Here is a 14,885-nt window from a genome sequence, read left to right on the forward strand (position 1 = left end):
ATCGGAAAGCCCGCTTAGCCGGCCCCCCGCGGGGCGGCGTCCGGGCGGCCCCGGCCGGCCAGGAATTCGGCGAAGCGGCGGTCGGCGAGCCGGGCGTGCGCCCTCAGCCACCGCCCGACCATCGCCAGCAGCAGGTGGCGGCCGACGGCGCCGCCCCGGTCGCCGCCCCGGTCGCTGGCGCCGACGCTGGACACGAAGGCGCGCACCTCCTCCACCTGGCACAGGAACATGTCGTGGAGCGCGCGGTGGGAGTCGGCGCCGGGGTAGCGGCTGGCCGCCATCTGCGCCTCCTCCTCGGCGAAATGATGCCGCGCCTCTTCCATCAACGCGTCGCAGCGCCGGATCAGCACCATCGTCGGCACCCCGGCGTCCAAGCCAACGCGCAGATCCTCGTAGAGGGCGTACAGCCGCTGGTGGGACTCGTCCGCCGCCGCGGTGCCGGGACACAGCCGGCCGGGCCCGGCCGTCGTCCCCCCTGTTGCTGCCGTGTCGTCCATCGCCGCACCTCCGCCGGTGGCCGTCGCGCACCGACCGGACGCACACGTGGCGGTCCCGCAGCGCGCGCCGTTGGCAACATACGCGCGTATATGCTGCGACGACAATATCACTTTCGATGCGGTCGCACCGGCATGGACACGCAGCCGTCCCCGCGGCCGCCCTCCGCGCCCCACCCTCCGCCCGGTCCGACGTCGCACGTGCGGAATCAAAATCGTTCGGCAACGCGGCGAATGTGCTATCCTACGCCCCCGCTCCGTTCCGGGTTCCCCCCTGCCGGGCCGGGACCCGATCACCGGCGGGCCGCCAGCCGGCCGAACGCGCCGTTCCGGACCAACCAGCCTGCGCAGACAGAAGACCCGCATGAACATCACCATCGAACGCGCCGCCCTGCTTCGGTCCCTTGGTCACGTGCAGAGCGTGGTGGAACGCCGCAACACCATTCCGATCCTGTCCAACGTCCTGCTGACGGCCCGCGACGGCGAGCTGGCGCTGTCGGCGACCGACATGGATCTTGAGATCGTCGAGACGGTGCCGGCCCAGGTGGGGCGCGACGGCGGAACCACGGCCCCGGCCCACACCCTCTACGACATCGTCCGCAAGCTGCCCGACGGCAGCCAGGTGGAGCTGGACGTGGCCGGCGACGGCGGCCAGCTCACCCTGCGGTCCGGGCGCTCCCAGTTCAAGCTCGGCTGCCTGCCGGTGGAGGACTTCCCGCAGCTTTCCGGCGGCGACCTGCGCACCCGGTTCCAGCTTGCCGCGGCCGACCTGCGGGCGCTGATCGACCGCACCCGATTCGCCATCTCCACCGAGGAGACGCGCTACTACCTCAACGGCATCTACCTGCACGCCGCCACCGCCCGCGAAGGCGGGGGCGAGCTGCCGGTGCTGCGCGCCGTGGCCACCGACGGCCACCGCCTGGCCCGGGTCGAGATGCCCCTGCCCGACGGCGGCGAGGGCATTCCCGGCGTCATCGTGCCGCGCAAGACCGTGACCGAGGTGCGCAAGCTGATCGACGAGGCGGCCGACCGCATCGAGGTGTCGCTGTCGGAGAACAAGATCCGCTTCGCCTTCGACAGCATCGTCATGACGTCGAAGCTGATCGACGGCACCTTCCCCGACTACGAGCGGGTGATCCCGGTCGGCAACGACAAGGTGATGGAGGTCGACGCCAAGCTGTTCGCCGCCGCCGTCGACCGCGTCGCCACCATCTCCACGGAGAAGAGCCGGGCGGTCAAGCTGTCCCTGGTCAAGGGCCTGCTGACCCTGTCGGCGACCAGCCCGGAAGCCGGCAGCGCCACCGAGGAGCTGGAGGTCAGCTACCGCGAGGGTCCCCTGGAAATCGGCTTCAACTCCCGCTACCTGCTGGACATCACCCAGCAGATCGAAGGCGAGGGCGCCCGCTTCACCATGGCCGACGCGGCCTCGCCGACCATCGTCCGCGACGTCGCCGACCCGGCGGCGCTCTACGTGCTGATGCCGATGCGTGTGTGAGCGACACGTGCGGCCCGGGGCTCCGGCCCCCGCCACCCGGTAGCGCCCCCGTGCTGGAAGCCAGGACCATCGACCCGACGCCGAACACCCCCGCACTGCCGGCCGGCGCGTGGCAGCCGCCCGGACACGCCGACGCGGCCGCCGGCCCCGCCGCACCGCGCGGCGCGCTGGCGGTGACGCGCCTGACCCTGACCCGCTACCGCAGCTACGAGCTGGCGCGCCTGGAGCCGGACCGCCGGCCGGTGGTGCTGACCGGCCCCAACGGGGCGGGCAAGACCAATCTGCTGGAGGCGGTCAGCTTCCTCGCCCCGGGCCGCGGCCTGCGCGGCGCCACCCTGGCCGAGGTGGAGCGCCTCCTCCCGCCGTCCGCCCCGCCCGCCCCGGCGCCCGCCCCGGTCGCTCCCCCGGGCTGGGCGGTCGCGGCGGTGGTGGACACCCCGAGCGGCCCCGTGGAGATCGGCACCGGCCGCGACCCGCGGGCCGCGGAAGGCAACCGCCGGGTGGTGCAGATCGACGGCCAGCCGGCGAAGGGCCAGACGGCGCTGGCGGAGCACGTCAGCGTGGTCTGGCTGACCCCGCCCATGGACCGCCTGTTCCTCGAGGGGGCGAGCGGCCGGCGCCGCTTTCTCGACCGCCTGGTGTTCGGCTTCGACCCGGCCCACGCCGGCCGGCTCAGCCGGTACGAGCACGGCCTGCGCGAGCGGGCCCGGCTGCTGCGGGACGGCCGCGCCGACGACGGCTGGCTCAGCGGCCTGGAGGACCAGATGGCAACGTCCGGTGTCGCCGTGGCGGCGGCCCGGCGCGACGTGGTGCGCCGCCTGCGCGCCGCCTGCGCCCGCGCCGTGGGCCCGTTCCCCGGCGCCGACCTGGCGGTGGAGGGCACGGTCGAGGGGTGGCTCGACGCCGGGCCGGCGCTGGCCGCCGAGGACGCTCTGCGCGATGCGCTGCGCGCCGGGCGCCGCGGCGACGGCGCCAGCGGCGGGGCTGCGGTCGGCCCCCACCGCAGCGATCTGGCGGTCCGCCACCAGGCCAAGGATATGCCGGCAGGGCTGTGCTCCACCGGCGAGCAGAAGGCGCTGCTGATCGCCATCGTCCTGGCCAACGCCCGCCTTCTGGCGGCCGAGCGCGGGGCGGCGCCGCTGCTGCTGCTGGACGAGGTGGCGGCCCATCTGGACGCGGAGCGCCGGGCCGCCCTGTTCGGCGAGATCCTGGCGCTCGGCTGCCAGGCGTGGATGACCGGGACCGACGCCGCCATGTTCGCGCCGCTGGGCGACGACGCCTGCCGCTTCAGCATCGAGGAGGGCCGGGCGATGCCCGCGTAACCCCCCCGACGATCCGCCGGGCGGCGCAAAAATCTGCGGTCCGCCCCGCCGCGACACACCATATTTGGACTGACCTCTGTTAAACTAGACCCATGGCACAGGAAGCGATGAAACCCGTCCAACAGGACGACTACGGCGCCGATTCGATCACGGTCCTGCGGGGACTGGACGCGGTGCGCAAGCGGCCCGGCATGTACATCGGCGACACCGATGACGGCTCCGGCCTGCACCACATGGTCTACGAGGTCGTGGACAACGCCATCGACGAGGCTCTGGCCGGCTACTGCGACACCGTGGATGTGACGCTGAACGCCGACGGCTCGGTCACGGTGCGCGACAACGGCCGCGGCATCCCCACCGACACCCATCCCGAAGAGGGGGTGTCGGCGGCCATCGTGGTGATGACCCAGCTCCACGCCGGCGGCAAGTTCAACCAGAACTCCTACAAGGTGTCCGGTGGCCTGCACGGCGTTGGCGTCTCGGTGGTCAACGCCCTGTCGCTGACCCTGGAGCTGCGGATCTGGCGCGCCGGCCGGGAGTGGTTCGTGCGGTTCCACGACGGCGTGCCCGAGGGCGACCTCGCCGATGTCGGGGCGGCCCCGCTGGTGCAGGGCGCCGACGGCACGGCCAAGCCGCGCTCCGGCACCGAGGTGACCTTCCTGCCGTCGCGCCAGACCTTCTCCAACACCGAGTTCGACCTGCCGACCCTGGAGCACCGCCTGCGCGAGCTGGCGTTCCTCAACTCCGGGGTGCGGCTGCAACTGACCGACGCCCGCGGCGTCGAGCCCAAGCTGGTGGAGCTGTTCTACGAGGGCGGGCTGGAGGCCTTCGTGCAGTGGCTCGACCGCTCCAAGGTGGCGCTGCACAAGCCGGCGATCACCCTGCGCTCCGAGCGCGGCACCGAGCACGGCGGCATCGTCACCGTGGAATGCGCGCTGCAGTGGAACGACAGCTACCACGAGACGACGCTGTGCTTCACCAACAACATCCCGCAGAAGGACGGCGGCACCCATCTCGCCGGCCTGCGCGCGGCGCTGACCCGGGCCGTCAACAACTACGCCACTGAATCGGGAATCGCCAAGAAGGAGAAGGTGACCCTGTCGGGCGACGACGCCCGCGAGGGGTTGACCTGCGTCCTCTCGGTGAAGGTTCCGGACCCGAAGTTCTCCAGCCAGACCAAGGACAAGCTGGTGTCGTCGGAGGTCCGGCCGGTGGTCGAATCGGTGGTCGGCGAGGCGCTGGCCCAGTATTTCGAGGAGCACCCGGCCGACGCCAAGCGCGTCGTCCAGAAGGTGGTCGAGGCCGCCGCCGCCCGCGAGGCGGCGCGCAAGGCGCGCGAGATGACCCGGCGCAAGGGCGCGCTGGACATCTCCTCGCTGCCCGGCAAGCTGGCCGACTGCCAGGAGCGCGACCCGGCGGGATCGGAGCTGTTCATCGTCGAGGGCGATTCCGCCGGCGGCTCGGCCAAGCAGGGCCGCTCGCGCCAGTTCCAGGCGATCCTGCCGCTGCGCGGCAAGATCCTCAACGTGGAGCGGGCGCGCGCCGACAAGATGCTGTCCTCGGCCGAGATCGGCACGCTGATCACCGCCATCGGCACCGGCATCGGCCGCGACGAGAAGGACGGCTTCGACGTCGAGAAGGCGCGCTACCACAAGATCATCATCATGACCGACGCGGACGTGGACGGCAGCCACATCCGCACCCTGCTGCTGACCTTCTTCTTCCGCCAGATGCCGGAGCTGATCGACCGCGGCTACCTCTACATCGCCCAGCCGCCGCTCTACCGGATCAAGCGCGGCAACGCCAAGGAGCGCTACCTCAAGGACGATCCGGCGCTGGAGAACTTCCTGATCGAGGCGGCGCTGGGCGACCTGTCGGTGCAGCTGCCCGACGGCAGCCTGCTGGCCGGCGACGCCCTGCGCGACCTGGTGGAGAAGGCCCGCGCCGCCCGCCCCGCCATCGAGACCCTGGCCCGCAAGGCCGGCAGCACCGCGGTGGTCGAGGCGGCGGCGGTGAGCGGCGCCTTGTCGCCGTCGCTGGCCAGCGAGGACGCGGCGCCCCGCGCCGCCGAGGCCGCCGCGGTGGTGGCGGCCCGGCTGAACGCCCTGGACGCGGCCGAGCACGGCGGCGGCTGGCGCGGCGAGGCCCTGCCGACCGGCGGGTTGCTGGTGATCCGCACCCGGCGCGGCGTGACCCACCGCCACCGCCTGGACGGCGACGTCCTGCGGAGCGCCGAGGCGCGCCGGCTCGACGCCCTGGCCGGCGATCTCAAGCGGGCCTTCGCCGACCCCGCGCGCGCCTTCGAGAAGCAGAAGGAGGTGCGCGCCCTGACCGGCCCCCTGGTTCTGTTCGACACGGTGATGGAGCTGGGCCGGCGCGGCGTCACGGTGCAGCGCTACAAGGGCCTGGGCGAGATGAACCCGGACCAGCTCTGGGAGACCACCCTCGACCCGGTCAAGCGCTCGCTGCTCCAGGTCAGGGTCAACCACGCCGATCAGGCCGAGGAGGTGTTCTCCACCCTGATGGGCGACGTGGTCGAGCCCAGGCGCGAGTTCATCCAGGAGAACGCGCTGAAGGTGGAAAACCTGGACGTGTAGGCGGCCCGCCCGCGGTGGCGACGCCCACGTGCCCTTTGACGGCCGCCGCGGATGCGGCCAGCATGGGACGCGGGCGCACGGCACGGGAGCGGCAGGGGATGACCAACGCGAGCGCGCAGGGGTACGTGGACGACCCGCGCAACGACGGGGTGCTGGTCTGCGTCAACGGGGCCTTCGTGCCGCGGGCCGAGGCCACCGTCTCGGTGTTCGACGCCGGCTTCGTGCTGGGCGACGGGGTGTGGGAGGGGGTGCGGCTGGTGCGGGGCCACCTGCTGGCGCTGGACGACCACCTCGACCGCCTCTACGAGGGGGCCGGAGCGATCCGCCTGGACATCGGGATGGACCGCGACGCGCTGACCCGCATGGTGCGCGAGACCCTGGCCCGCAACGGCATGGAGGACGGCGTCCACATCCGCCTGATGGTCACCCGCGGCCGCAAGACCACCGTCAACCAGGACCCCCGTTTCGTGGCCGGTGGGCCGACCATCGTCGTCGTCGCGGAGTACAAGCAGCCGCGCCCCGAGGTGAAGGCCCGCGGCCTCGCCCTCTTCACCTCCACCTTCCGCTGCAGCGCACCCGACGTGTTCGACCTGCGCATCAACTCCCACAGCCGGCTGAACCTGATCCAGGCGCTGATCCAGGCGATCGACGCCGGCGCCGACGAGGCGCTGATGCTCGACCCCCACGGCTTCGTGGCGAGCTGCAACTCCACCAACTTCTTCGTCGTCCGCCGCGGCGCGCTGTGGACCTCCACCGGGCGCTTCAACTTCAAGGGCATCACCCGGCGCACGGTGCTGGCGCTGGCCCGCGGCGACGGCATGACCGTGGCCGAGACCGACTTAACCCTGGCCGAGACCTACGCCGCCGACGAGGCGTTCGTCACCGGCACGCTGGGCGGCATCACCCCGGTCACCCGCATCGACGGCCGCCCCATCGGCGACGGCCGGCCGGGGCCGGTCACCCGGGCGCTGGCCGCGCGCCACGACGCCTGGATCCACGAGGAGGCGTCGCGGTGACGGCGGCCCCGCCCGCCCCCGTCCGCATCGCCATGTGGTCCGGGCCGCGCAACATCTCCACGGCCATGATGCGGGCCTGGGAGAACCGGCCGGACACCGCGGTGGTGGACGAGCCGTTCTACGCCGCCTTCCTTGCCGAGACCGGCCTCGACCATCCCGGCCGCGACGCCGTGCTGGCCAGCCAGCCGACCGACCGGGGCGTGGTCGCCGCCGCCCTGGCCGACGGGCCGGTGCCCGGCGGCCGGGCCATCTTCTTCCAGAAGCACATGACCCACCACATGCCGCCGCACGCCGCCCTCAGCTGGGCCGACGGGATGCGCCACGCCTTCCTGATCCGCGACCCGGCCGAGGTGGTCGCGTCCTACCTACGGCGCCGCGGCAGCGTCACCCTGGCCGACATCGGCATCGTCCGCCAGGCCGAGCTGTTCGACCATGTGGCCGGCCGACTCGGCCGGGCGCCGCCGGTGGTGGACGCCCGCGACGTGCTGGCCGACCCGGCCGGCACCCTGGAACGCCTGTGCGCGGCCCTCGACGTCCCGTTCCACCCGGCGATGCTGCGCTGGCCGCCGGGGCGGCGGGCCAGCGACGGGGTGTGGGCGCCCCACTGGTACGCCGCGGTGGAGGCCTCCACCGGCTTCGCCCCGCCGCCGCCGCCGGCGCCGGCGCTGACGGGCGATGCGGCCGCGGTGGCCGAGGCGGCGCGGCCCCACTACGACCACCTGCGGAGCCGGCGCCTCGGCTGATCCGCCGGGGACTGGCCGGCGCGCCGGCGCGCACGACATCCTTGGACGACCGGACCGCCGCCCCTGGAGACGCCCCATGCTGCCCCGCCGCACCGCGCTGACCTTGTTCGCAAGCCTGATCGCCGGGTTGCCGCCGGGGGCGGTCGGGGCCGCCGCGCCGGACCCGGCGGCGGGTCTGGGCGATCCGGCGGGGCTGGTGGTGCTGATGCGCCACGCCCGGGCCCCCGGCACCGGCGACCCGCCGGGCTTCCGCCTGGAGGATTGCGCCACCCAGCGCACCCTGGACGAGGGCGGACGGGCCCAGGCGCGGCGCATCGGCGAGGCGCTGCGCGCCGCCGGCCTGGCCGACGCCCGGGTGCTGTCCAGCCAATGGTGCCGCTGCCTGGAGACGGCGCGGCTGCTGGGGCTGGGCCCGGTGGAGGAGGCGCCGGCACTGAACTCCTTCTTCGGCCGGGCGGAAGACCGCGAGGCGACGGTGGCGGCGGCCCGCCGCCTGCTGGCGGGCCTCCCCGGCGATGGCCGGCCGGTGGTGCTGGTCACCCATCAGGTCACGGTGACGGCGCTGACCGGCGTCTTTCCCGCCTCGGGCGAGGCCGTGCTGCTGCGCGCCGACGGCACCGGCGCCCCGCCGGTGGTGGGCCGGCTGCCGGCGCCCCCCTGAACGCCGCGCCGCCGCCGTTATTCCGCGTGCCCCCGGGCCGTCCCACAATGGTCACCGGCCAAGCTGGGGTGAGAACATGGCTAATGAAACGTTAATGTGGTTGGATGGGCGGGTCGAACGAGGGAGGACACCATGGCCCAGATCCTGACGCTCCACCGCACCCCCGACGCCCTCGCCCGCGTCGAGGAGGCCCAAGCCCGGGCCGACGCGTGCGCCGCCGAGCAGGCGGAGATGGCGACCGCCCTGGCCGACCTGCGCCGGTTGATGGCGGTGCACGAGGAGTCGCGGGCGCAGGCCGCCGCCTTCGCCCGGCTGTGCGAGGACGCCGGCGATGACGACCGGGCGATCGCCACCGTGCAGATCCTGCCGGTCGCGGTGACCGGCACCGACCACGACCGGCGGTACGGTTGACCCGGCGACGCTAGTCGGCGGCGCGCAGCGGCGGGCGGGCACGCCCGCGCACCGGGGCGCGGCTGCGGGCGTTGTTGCCGTCGGCGAGCTTGGCCAGCAGGCGCACCAACTCCACCCGCTCGTCGCCGGCCAGCGGCTTCATGATGTCCTGCTGGGCCGACAGCACGGCCTCGGCCGCCGCCCGCCGCAGGGCGAGACCGCGCCGGGTGATGTCGACCAGGATCGACCGGCGGTCCTCCAGGGAGCGGCGGCGTTCGACCAGGCCGCGCTCCTCCAGCTTCTTGATCACCACCGACACCGTCGTGCGGTCGAGCGCCACCAGCCCGCCCAGCGTCACCTGGTCGACGGACCCGTGCTCCTCCAGCGCGGCCAGCGCCACGTACTGCAGCGGCGTCAGGTCATGGGGACGGCAGTGGTCGAGGAAGACGGCGACGGCGATCTGGTGGCAGCGGCGCAGCAGGTTGCCCGGCAGTTCGTTGGCCTGGGACAGCGCGTGGCCACTGGCGGCGGGCGCTCGTTCGTTCATGGGGACTCCTCGGTCCTCGGCACCGCGGCACGGGCGTTCCACAGCAATACAGAAAGGGGCGCCACGGAGGGAAGCCTCCTGTGCGGGCCGGGCGCGCCGGCGACGCGGCGCGCCCGGCCCGCGGCCGCCGTCACGCCGCGTCGGGCTGGTTCTGCGGCAGGGCGCGCTCGAACGCCGGAAGGGCCCCGCAGGCCTCGACGATCCGCCGGATCGTCGGGTAGGGGTCCATGACGACGCCGAACCGCACGTTGTTGACCGCCTGGGAAAACAGGCAGAGGTCGGCCAGCGTCGGGGCGTCGCCATGGCAGAAGCGGCCGGTGTCCGGGCTGCCCGCCAGCAGGGCTTCCAGCGGCCCGAAGCTCTCCGCGACCCAGTGGCGGAACCACGCCGCCACCGCCGCCTCGTCCGCGCCGAAGCGCGTCTCGATGTACTGCAGGACGCGCAGGTTGTTGACCGGGTGGATGTCGCAGGCCACCGCGCCGGCCAGGGACCGCACCCGGGCGCGGGCCAGCGGATCGGCCGGCAGCAGCGGCGGCTCGGGGTGCACCTCCTCCAGGTACTCCAGGATCGCCATGGACTGGGCCAGCACCGTGCCGTCCGGCAGTTCCAGGGCGGGCACCAGCCCCTGGGGGTTGAGGGCGAGGTAGCCCTCGCCCCGGTGCTCGCCCTTGCGCAGGGCGTAGGCCCGGTACGCGTAGGGGAGGCCCTTCAGATGGAGGGCCACCCGCACCCGCACCGAGGTGGAGCTGCGGAAGAAGTTGTGCAGGACGAGCCCGGCCGTCACGATCCGCCCTCCGGCGCGACGATGGTGATGTCGTGGGTGCCCACCCCATCGACGCCGCCGGTCACATGGTCGCCGACCACGATCGGCCCCACCCCGGCCGGTGTGCCGGAGTAGATGAGGTCGCCCGGCTCGATGCGCATGGAGCGCGACAGGATCGCGATGATCTCCGGCACGTTCCAGATCAGGTCGGCGATGTCCTGGTCCTGCTTGACGGTGCCGTTGACGGCCAGCCAGATGCGCCCCGTGGTGGGATGGCCGATCTCCGACACCGGGCGGATCGGGCCCATCACCGCCGACTTGTCGAAGGCCTTGCCCCAGTCCCAGGGCCGCCCCTTTTCGCGCGCCTCGAGCTGCAGGTCGCGCCGCGTCAGCTCGTTGCCGACGCCATAGCCGAAGACATGCTCCAGCGCCTTGTCCTCGGGGATGTCGACGCCGCCTTTGCCGATCGCCACCACCAGCTCGATCTCGTACTGGAAGTTCTTGGTCTCCGGCGGGTAGGGGATGGCGCTGCCGTCGGGCACCACGGCGTCGGCCGGCTTGGTGAAGAAGAACGGGAACTCGCGGTCCGGGTCGCGCCCCATCTCGCGGGCGTGGGCGGCGTAGTTGCGGCCGACGCAGAACACCCGGCGCACCGGGAACAGGGCGTCGGTGCCGGTGACGGGCACCGCGACGGTCGGGTGCGGCGGGAAGATCCAGGAGGTCATGGCGGGTGTCCCTGTGATGGTCGTTTCGGGGTGGCTCAATGGTTGCCGCGGTCCTCGCGCCACAGCCCCAGCTTCTGCTGGGCGACGCGGTCGGAGAAGCTGAAGAGGGTGCTGTCCGCGTCGGCACGGTGGCTGACGTGCTTCCAGCTCGGCACGACGAAGATGTCCTTGGGGCCCCAGGCGATGGTCTGGCCGTCGATGGTGCTCTCGCCCTGCCCGTCCACCACCGCGTAGACGGTGGCGTCGGTGGACCGGTAGGCCGCGGTTTCGAGCCCCTTGGGCAGGAGCTGCATGAAGGCGGAGATGGTCGGCATCGGCGAGCCGCCGTCGACCGGGTTGACGTAGCGCATCTTCAGCCCGTGGCAGGGGTCCCAGGCCTGACCGGCGCGCATGCGCTCCAGCGCCTCGCGGGTGCGGGCGTAGGGATAGTTGAAGATGGGCGAGGTCGGCCGGGCGGCGACGTGGTCGACCGGCACCATGTTGGCGCCGTAGCGGGCCAGCGCGTCGCCGGTCGGGCGGGTCACCGGCTGCTCGTCCTCGGGGTAGGACTCGGCGAACGACGCGTCGAAGAACGACACCGTGGGGATGTCGAGCCCGTCCAGCCAGATCATCGGCTCGCTGCTCGCGTTGCCATGGTCGTGCCAGGCCTGGGCGGGGGTGATGACGAAGTCGCCGACCTCCATGACCGTGCGCTCGCCGTCGACCGCGGTGTGGGCGCCGCTGCCGTCCAGCACGAAGCGCAGGGCCGACTGGCTGTGGCGGTGGGCCGGCGCCACCTCGCCCGGCATGACCAGCTGCAGGCCGGCGTAGAGCGAGGTGGTGGTGCGGCTCTGGCCGCGCAGCCCCGGATTCTCCAGGATCAGCACGCGGCGCTCGGCCTCCTTGGCGGTGATCAGGCCACCGGCCTCCAGCAGCAGGGCCTTGGCCTCGGCGAAGCGCCAGAGGTGGGGCTGGCAGCCGCTGCGCGGCTCCGGCGTGATGATGCTGTTGAGCACCGCCCACAGGGGCGTGTAGTTGCGGGTGTCGATGCGGGCGTAGAATTCGCGCCGCTCGGGGGTGTCCTCGGGTTTCTCGTGCAGGGACATGGCGGATCTCCTGTCTTCAGATGGCCGCGCCGAGGCCGGTGACGCCGTAGAGCCAGGCGATGCGGTCGTAGTGCTGGTCCGGCGTGGACGAGCCGAGGATGGCGTCGCGCAGCGCGGCGCGGCCGCCGTCGGGGTGGTAGACGTACTCCCCCATCAGCCGCGAGTTGATCTGCACCCGGCCGGTGCGGATGAAGCGTTCGGTGTTGTAGGTGGTGAAGGCGGCGTGCAGGTCGCCGGTCCCCTCGGCCACGTGGTGCGACAGGTTGACCGCGTCCTCCAGGGCCATGCAGGCGCCCTGGGCCAGGTACTGCAGCATGGGATGGGCGGCGTCGCCCAGCAGCGCCACCCGGCCGTCGACCCAGCCGGCGACGGGATCGCGGTCGCACAGCACCCACTTCTTCCAGGTGTCGGCGCATTCCAGGATGCGGCGCGGCCGCTCGGCGACGTGGGAGAAGCCGGCGGCGACCTCGGCCTGGCTGACCGGCTGGCCCGCCACCGGCTCGCTGGCGTCGCTGTGGAACGTGACCACCAGGTTGTAGACCTTGCCACCCTTCAACGGGTAGTGGACGATGTGGCATTTCGGGCCGGCCCACAGGGTGGCGGCGTTCCAGCGCAGGTCCTCGGGCATCTGCTCGGTCGGGATGACCGAGCGGAAGGTGGTGTGCCCCGACACCCGCGGCGCGCCGTCGCCGATGAGCTGGGCGCGCACCCGCGAATGCAGGCCGTCGGCGCCGATCAGCGCCGCCCCCTCGACCCGCTCGCCGCCGGCCAGCACCGCGGTGACGCCGGCACCGTCCTGCTCGTAGCGCTCCACCGCGGCGCTGGTGCGCAGGGTGACCCGCGCGTCGGCCCGGCAGGCGTCGAGCAGGACGCCGTGCAGGTCGGCACGGTGGACCACCGCGTAGGGGTTCTTGAAGCGGCGGCGGAACGGCTCGTCCAGCGGGATGGCGGCGATGCGGCGGTCGTTCACGCTGTCCATCAGGATCAGGTGGTCGATGTAGACCGCCTTGGCCCGGGCGGCGTCGCCGACGCCCAGGTAGTCGAAGGCGTGGAAGGCGTTGGGGCCGATCTGGATGCCGGCGCCGATCTCGCCGAGCTGGGAGGCCTGCTCGAGGACGACGGTGGGGATGCCCTTGCGGGCGAGGCCGAGGGCCGCGGCCAGGCCGCCGATGCCGCCGCCGGCGATGAGGATGGGACTGTCGGTCATGGTCGGAGTCCTCCGCTGAGGTTCCAAGATGGTGTCGGGGCCGGCGTCAGCGCAGGGCCGAGGTGAGGGCCGGGACGAAGACGACGGCGAGGATGACGGCGCTGGTGACCAGGATGTAGGGAAGGATCGCCCGGGTGAGTCCGCCCAGCCGGGCGTCGCTCATGGCCGCGGCGACGTAGAGGCCGGCGCCCACCGGCGGCGTCAGCAGGCCGAGCGTCAGGGTCAGGCAGGTCACCACCCCGAAATGGACGGGGTCGATGCCGTAGGTGCCGGTGGCGATGGGCAGCAGGATGGGCACCAGCACGATCAGCGCGGCGATGCCGTCCAGCACCATGCCCACCGCCATCAGGAACAGGAAGACCAGCACCAGGAAGAGGGTGGGATCGCTGGTCAGCCCCTGCAGGACGGCGGCGGCGGTCTGCGGCACCTGGTTGAAGGTGAGCACCCAGCCGAACACCTTGGCGGAGGCGATGAGGAACAGCACGGTCGCCGTGTTGCGGGCGGTGCGGCCCAGCGCCGGCGACAGGTGCGACCACTTCAGTTCGCCGAACACCGGGCCGCCGATCACCGCCGCCAGCAGGGTGGCCACCGCCGCCGATTCCGTCGGGGTGACGATGCCCAGCGCGATGCCGCCGACGATCACCGCCGGGATCGACAGGGTGAGCGCCGCCCCGGCGGTCGCCCGCCACAGGTCCTCCGCCCCGCCCGAGCGCGGCCGGCCGTCGTGGGCGCGGCGCGCCGCGACGGCGATGACCCCGCACAGCAGCGCGAACAGCAGCAGCCCCGGCAGGATGCCGCCCACGAACATGGCGCCGATGGAGACCTGGCCGACCACGCCGTAGATGATGAAGATCATCGACGGCGGGATGATCGGGCCGAGCAGTCCCGACGCCGCCGTCAGCGAGGCGGCGAAGGTCCGGCTGTAGCCGTCGCGCTCCATCTCCGGCACCATCACCCGGCTCATGATGGCGATCTGCGCGGTGGCCGATCCCATGATGGAGGCCAGCAGCAGGTTGGCGCACAGCGAGACGTAGGCGATGGAATGGGGCAGCCAGCCGAGCCAGGCCCGCGCCGCGACGATGATGCGCCGGGTGATGCCGCCCTCGTTCATCAGCTCGCCCAGCAGGATGAACAGGGGAATCGCCAGGAGGTCGAACACCTCGATGGAGTTGAAGAGGATCTGCGGCAGCGAATCCAGCAGCCGGAAATTGCCGGTGTCGAAGACGAAGGCGAAGGTGGCGGCGAGCAGGACGAAGGCGACCGGCAGGCCGAGCGCCAGCAGCACCGCGAAGGCGACGACGACGGTCATGCCACGCGCTCCCGCGCCGCGGCCGCGGCGGTGCCGTCGGGTCCGGCGGCGGCACGCAGCAGATGGGCCAGCACATGGCTGAGCGCCGCGGCGGAGAACACCGGCACGATCAGGAAGAACGGCCATTTCGGCCAGCCCAGGGTGACCGCGAAGTCGAAGGACGCCGACGGCGAGCGGATCCACGCCACGGAATGCCAGAGGATGGTGGCGAGCAGGGCCGCCGCCACCGCTTCGGTGACGATCAGCACGGCGCGCCGGGCGGCCGGCGGCAGGGCGTCGGTCAGCAGGGTCATGCGGACCTGGATGTTCTCGTGGATGGTCACCGAGATCGCCAGGAAGGCCATCCAGATGAGGATGTAGACGGCCAGCTCCTCGGCCCAGTAGAGGGGCGCGTTGAGCAGGTAGCGCAGGCCGACGTTGACGATCAGCAGGACGGTGAAGACGACGATCAGCGCCTTGCAGGCGACCATCTCGGTCGCCGCCAGCAGCCGGCTCCAGCCGGCGGCCAGCCGTGCCGCGGTTCGAAGCATG

Annotated in this window: 15 protein-coding genes; 7 read left to right on the top strand and 8 right to left on the bottom strand. The window is 72.8% G+C overall.

What is annotated here, in order from left to right:
* Positions 1-14: 14 nt before the first annotated feature.
* Positions 15-497, bottom strand: coding sequence for a bacteriohemerythrin (locus AC6H2I_RS14220; RefSeq protein ID WP_497501312.1), 483 nt, complete (start codon positions 495-497; stop codon positions 15-17).
* Positions 498-858: 361 nt separating this feature from the next.
* Between AC6H2I_RS14220 and dnaN the strand changes: the two genes are divergently transcribed.
* The 7 genes from dnaN to AC6H2I_RS14255 all read left to right on the top strand — a co-directional run bounded on the left by dnaN (position 859) and on the right by AC6H2I_RS14255 (position 8,739).
* Positions 859-1,989 (top strand): DNA polymerase III subunit beta, encoded by a 1,131-nt coding sequence (gene dnaN, locus AC6H2I_RS14225; RefSeq protein WP_497501313.1) that lies wholly within the window; start codon positions 859-861, stop codon positions 1,987-1,989.
* A gap of 173 nt (positions 1,990-2,162) precedes the next feature.
* Positions 2,163-3,311, top strand: a complete 1,149-nt coding sequence (gene recF / locus AC6H2I_RS14230) for a DNA replication/repair protein RecF (RefSeq protein WP_497501378.1) — start codon at positions 2,163-2,165, stop codon at positions 3,309-3,311.
* Between the two features lie 92 nt (positions 3,312-3,403).
* Entirely contained in the window at positions 3,404-5,908 is a 2,505-nt protein-coding gene (gyrB, locus tag AC6H2I_RS14235) for a DNA topoisomerase (ATP-hydrolyzing) subunit B (protein WP_497501314.1), read from the top strand.
* 98 nt (positions 5,909-6,006) lie between these two features.
* On the top strand, positions 6,007-6,924 hold the full coding sequence (locus tag AC6H2I_RS14240) for an aminotransferase class IV (RefSeq protein WP_497501315.1): 918 nt from the start codon (positions 6,007-6,009) through the stop codon (positions 6,922-6,924).
* Positions 6,921-7,667 carry a sulfotransferase-like domain-containing protein gene (locus AC6H2I_RS14245; protein WP_497501316.1) on the top strand — a complete coding sequence of 249 codons (747 nt, stop codon included), beginning with the start codon at positions 6,921-6,923 and terminating at the stop codon, positions 7,665-7,667. The genes AC6H2I_RS14240 and AC6H2I_RS14245 overlap by 4 nt, the downstream gene beginning before the upstream one ends.
* A gap of 76 nt (positions 7,668-7,743) precedes the next feature.
* On the top strand, positions 7,744-8,328 hold the full coding sequence (locus AC6H2I_RS14250; RefSeq protein WP_497501317.1) for a histidine phosphatase family protein: 585 nt from the start codon (positions 7,744-7,746) through the stop codon (positions 8,326-8,328).
* 132 nt (positions 8,329-8,460) lie between these two features.
* The gene (locus AC6H2I_RS14255) at positions 8,461-8,739 is read left to right on the top strand and encodes a hypothetical protein (RefSeq protein ID WP_497501318.1); all 279 of its coding nucleotides are present in this window, start codon (positions 8,461-8,463) and stop codon (positions 8,737-8,739) included.
* A 10-nt stretch (positions 8,740-8,749) separates the two neighbouring features.
* On the opposite strand, the gene AC6H2I_RS14260 is transcribed toward AC6H2I_RS14255, so the two are convergent.
* The 7 genes from AC6H2I_RS14260 to AC6H2I_RS14290 all read right to left on the bottom strand — a co-directional run bounded on the left by AC6H2I_RS14260 (position 8,750) and on the right by AC6H2I_RS14290 (position 14,884).
* Positions 8,750-9,265 (bottom strand): MarR family winged helix-turn-helix transcriptional regulator, encoded by a 516-nt coding sequence (locus AC6H2I_RS14260; RefSeq protein ID WP_497501319.1) that lies wholly within the window; start codon positions 9,263-9,265, stop codon positions 8,750-8,752.
* A gap of 130 nt (positions 9,266-9,395) precedes the next feature.
* Positions 9,396-10,049, bottom strand: coding sequence for a maleylacetoacetate isomerase (maiA, locus tag AC6H2I_RS14265; protein WP_497501320.1), 654 nt, complete (start codon positions 10,047-10,049; stop codon positions 9,396-9,398).
* Positions 10,046-10,753 (bottom strand): fumarylacetoacetate hydrolase family protein, encoded by a 708-nt coding sequence (locus AC6H2I_RS14270; protein WP_497501321.1) that lies wholly within the window; start codon positions 10,751-10,753, stop codon positions 10,046-10,048. Before AC6H2I_RS14270 ends, maiA begins: the two co-directional genes overlap by 4 nt.
* Positions 10,754-10,788: 35 nt before the next feature.
* A complete protein-coding gene (gene gtdA, locus AC6H2I_RS14275) occupies positions 10,789-11,838 on the bottom strand; it encodes a gentisate 1,2-dioxygenase (RefSeq protein ID WP_497501322.1) in 1,050 nt (349 codons plus the stop codon).
* A 16-nt stretch (positions 11,839-11,854) separates the two neighbouring features.
* Positions 11,855-13,045, bottom strand: coding sequence for a 3-hydroxybenzoate 6-monooxygenase (locus tag AC6H2I_RS14280; protein WP_497501323.1), 1,191 nt, complete (start codon positions 13,043-13,045; stop codon positions 11,855-11,857).
* Positions 13,046-13,091: 46 nt separating this feature from the next.
* Entirely contained in the window at positions 13,092-14,354 is a 1,263-nt protein-coding gene (locus tag AC6H2I_RS14285; protein WP_497501324.1) for a TRAP transporter large permease, read from the bottom strand.
* Entirely contained in the window at positions 14,351-14,884 is a 534-nt protein-coding gene (locus AC6H2I_RS14290) for a TRAP transporter small permease (RefSeq protein WP_497501325.1), read from the bottom strand. The genes AC6H2I_RS14285 and AC6H2I_RS14290 overlap by 4 nt, the downstream gene beginning before the upstream one ends.
* Position 14,885 lies beyond the last annotated feature (1 nt).

The organism is Azospirillum sp. NS33, from assembly GCF_059703765.1.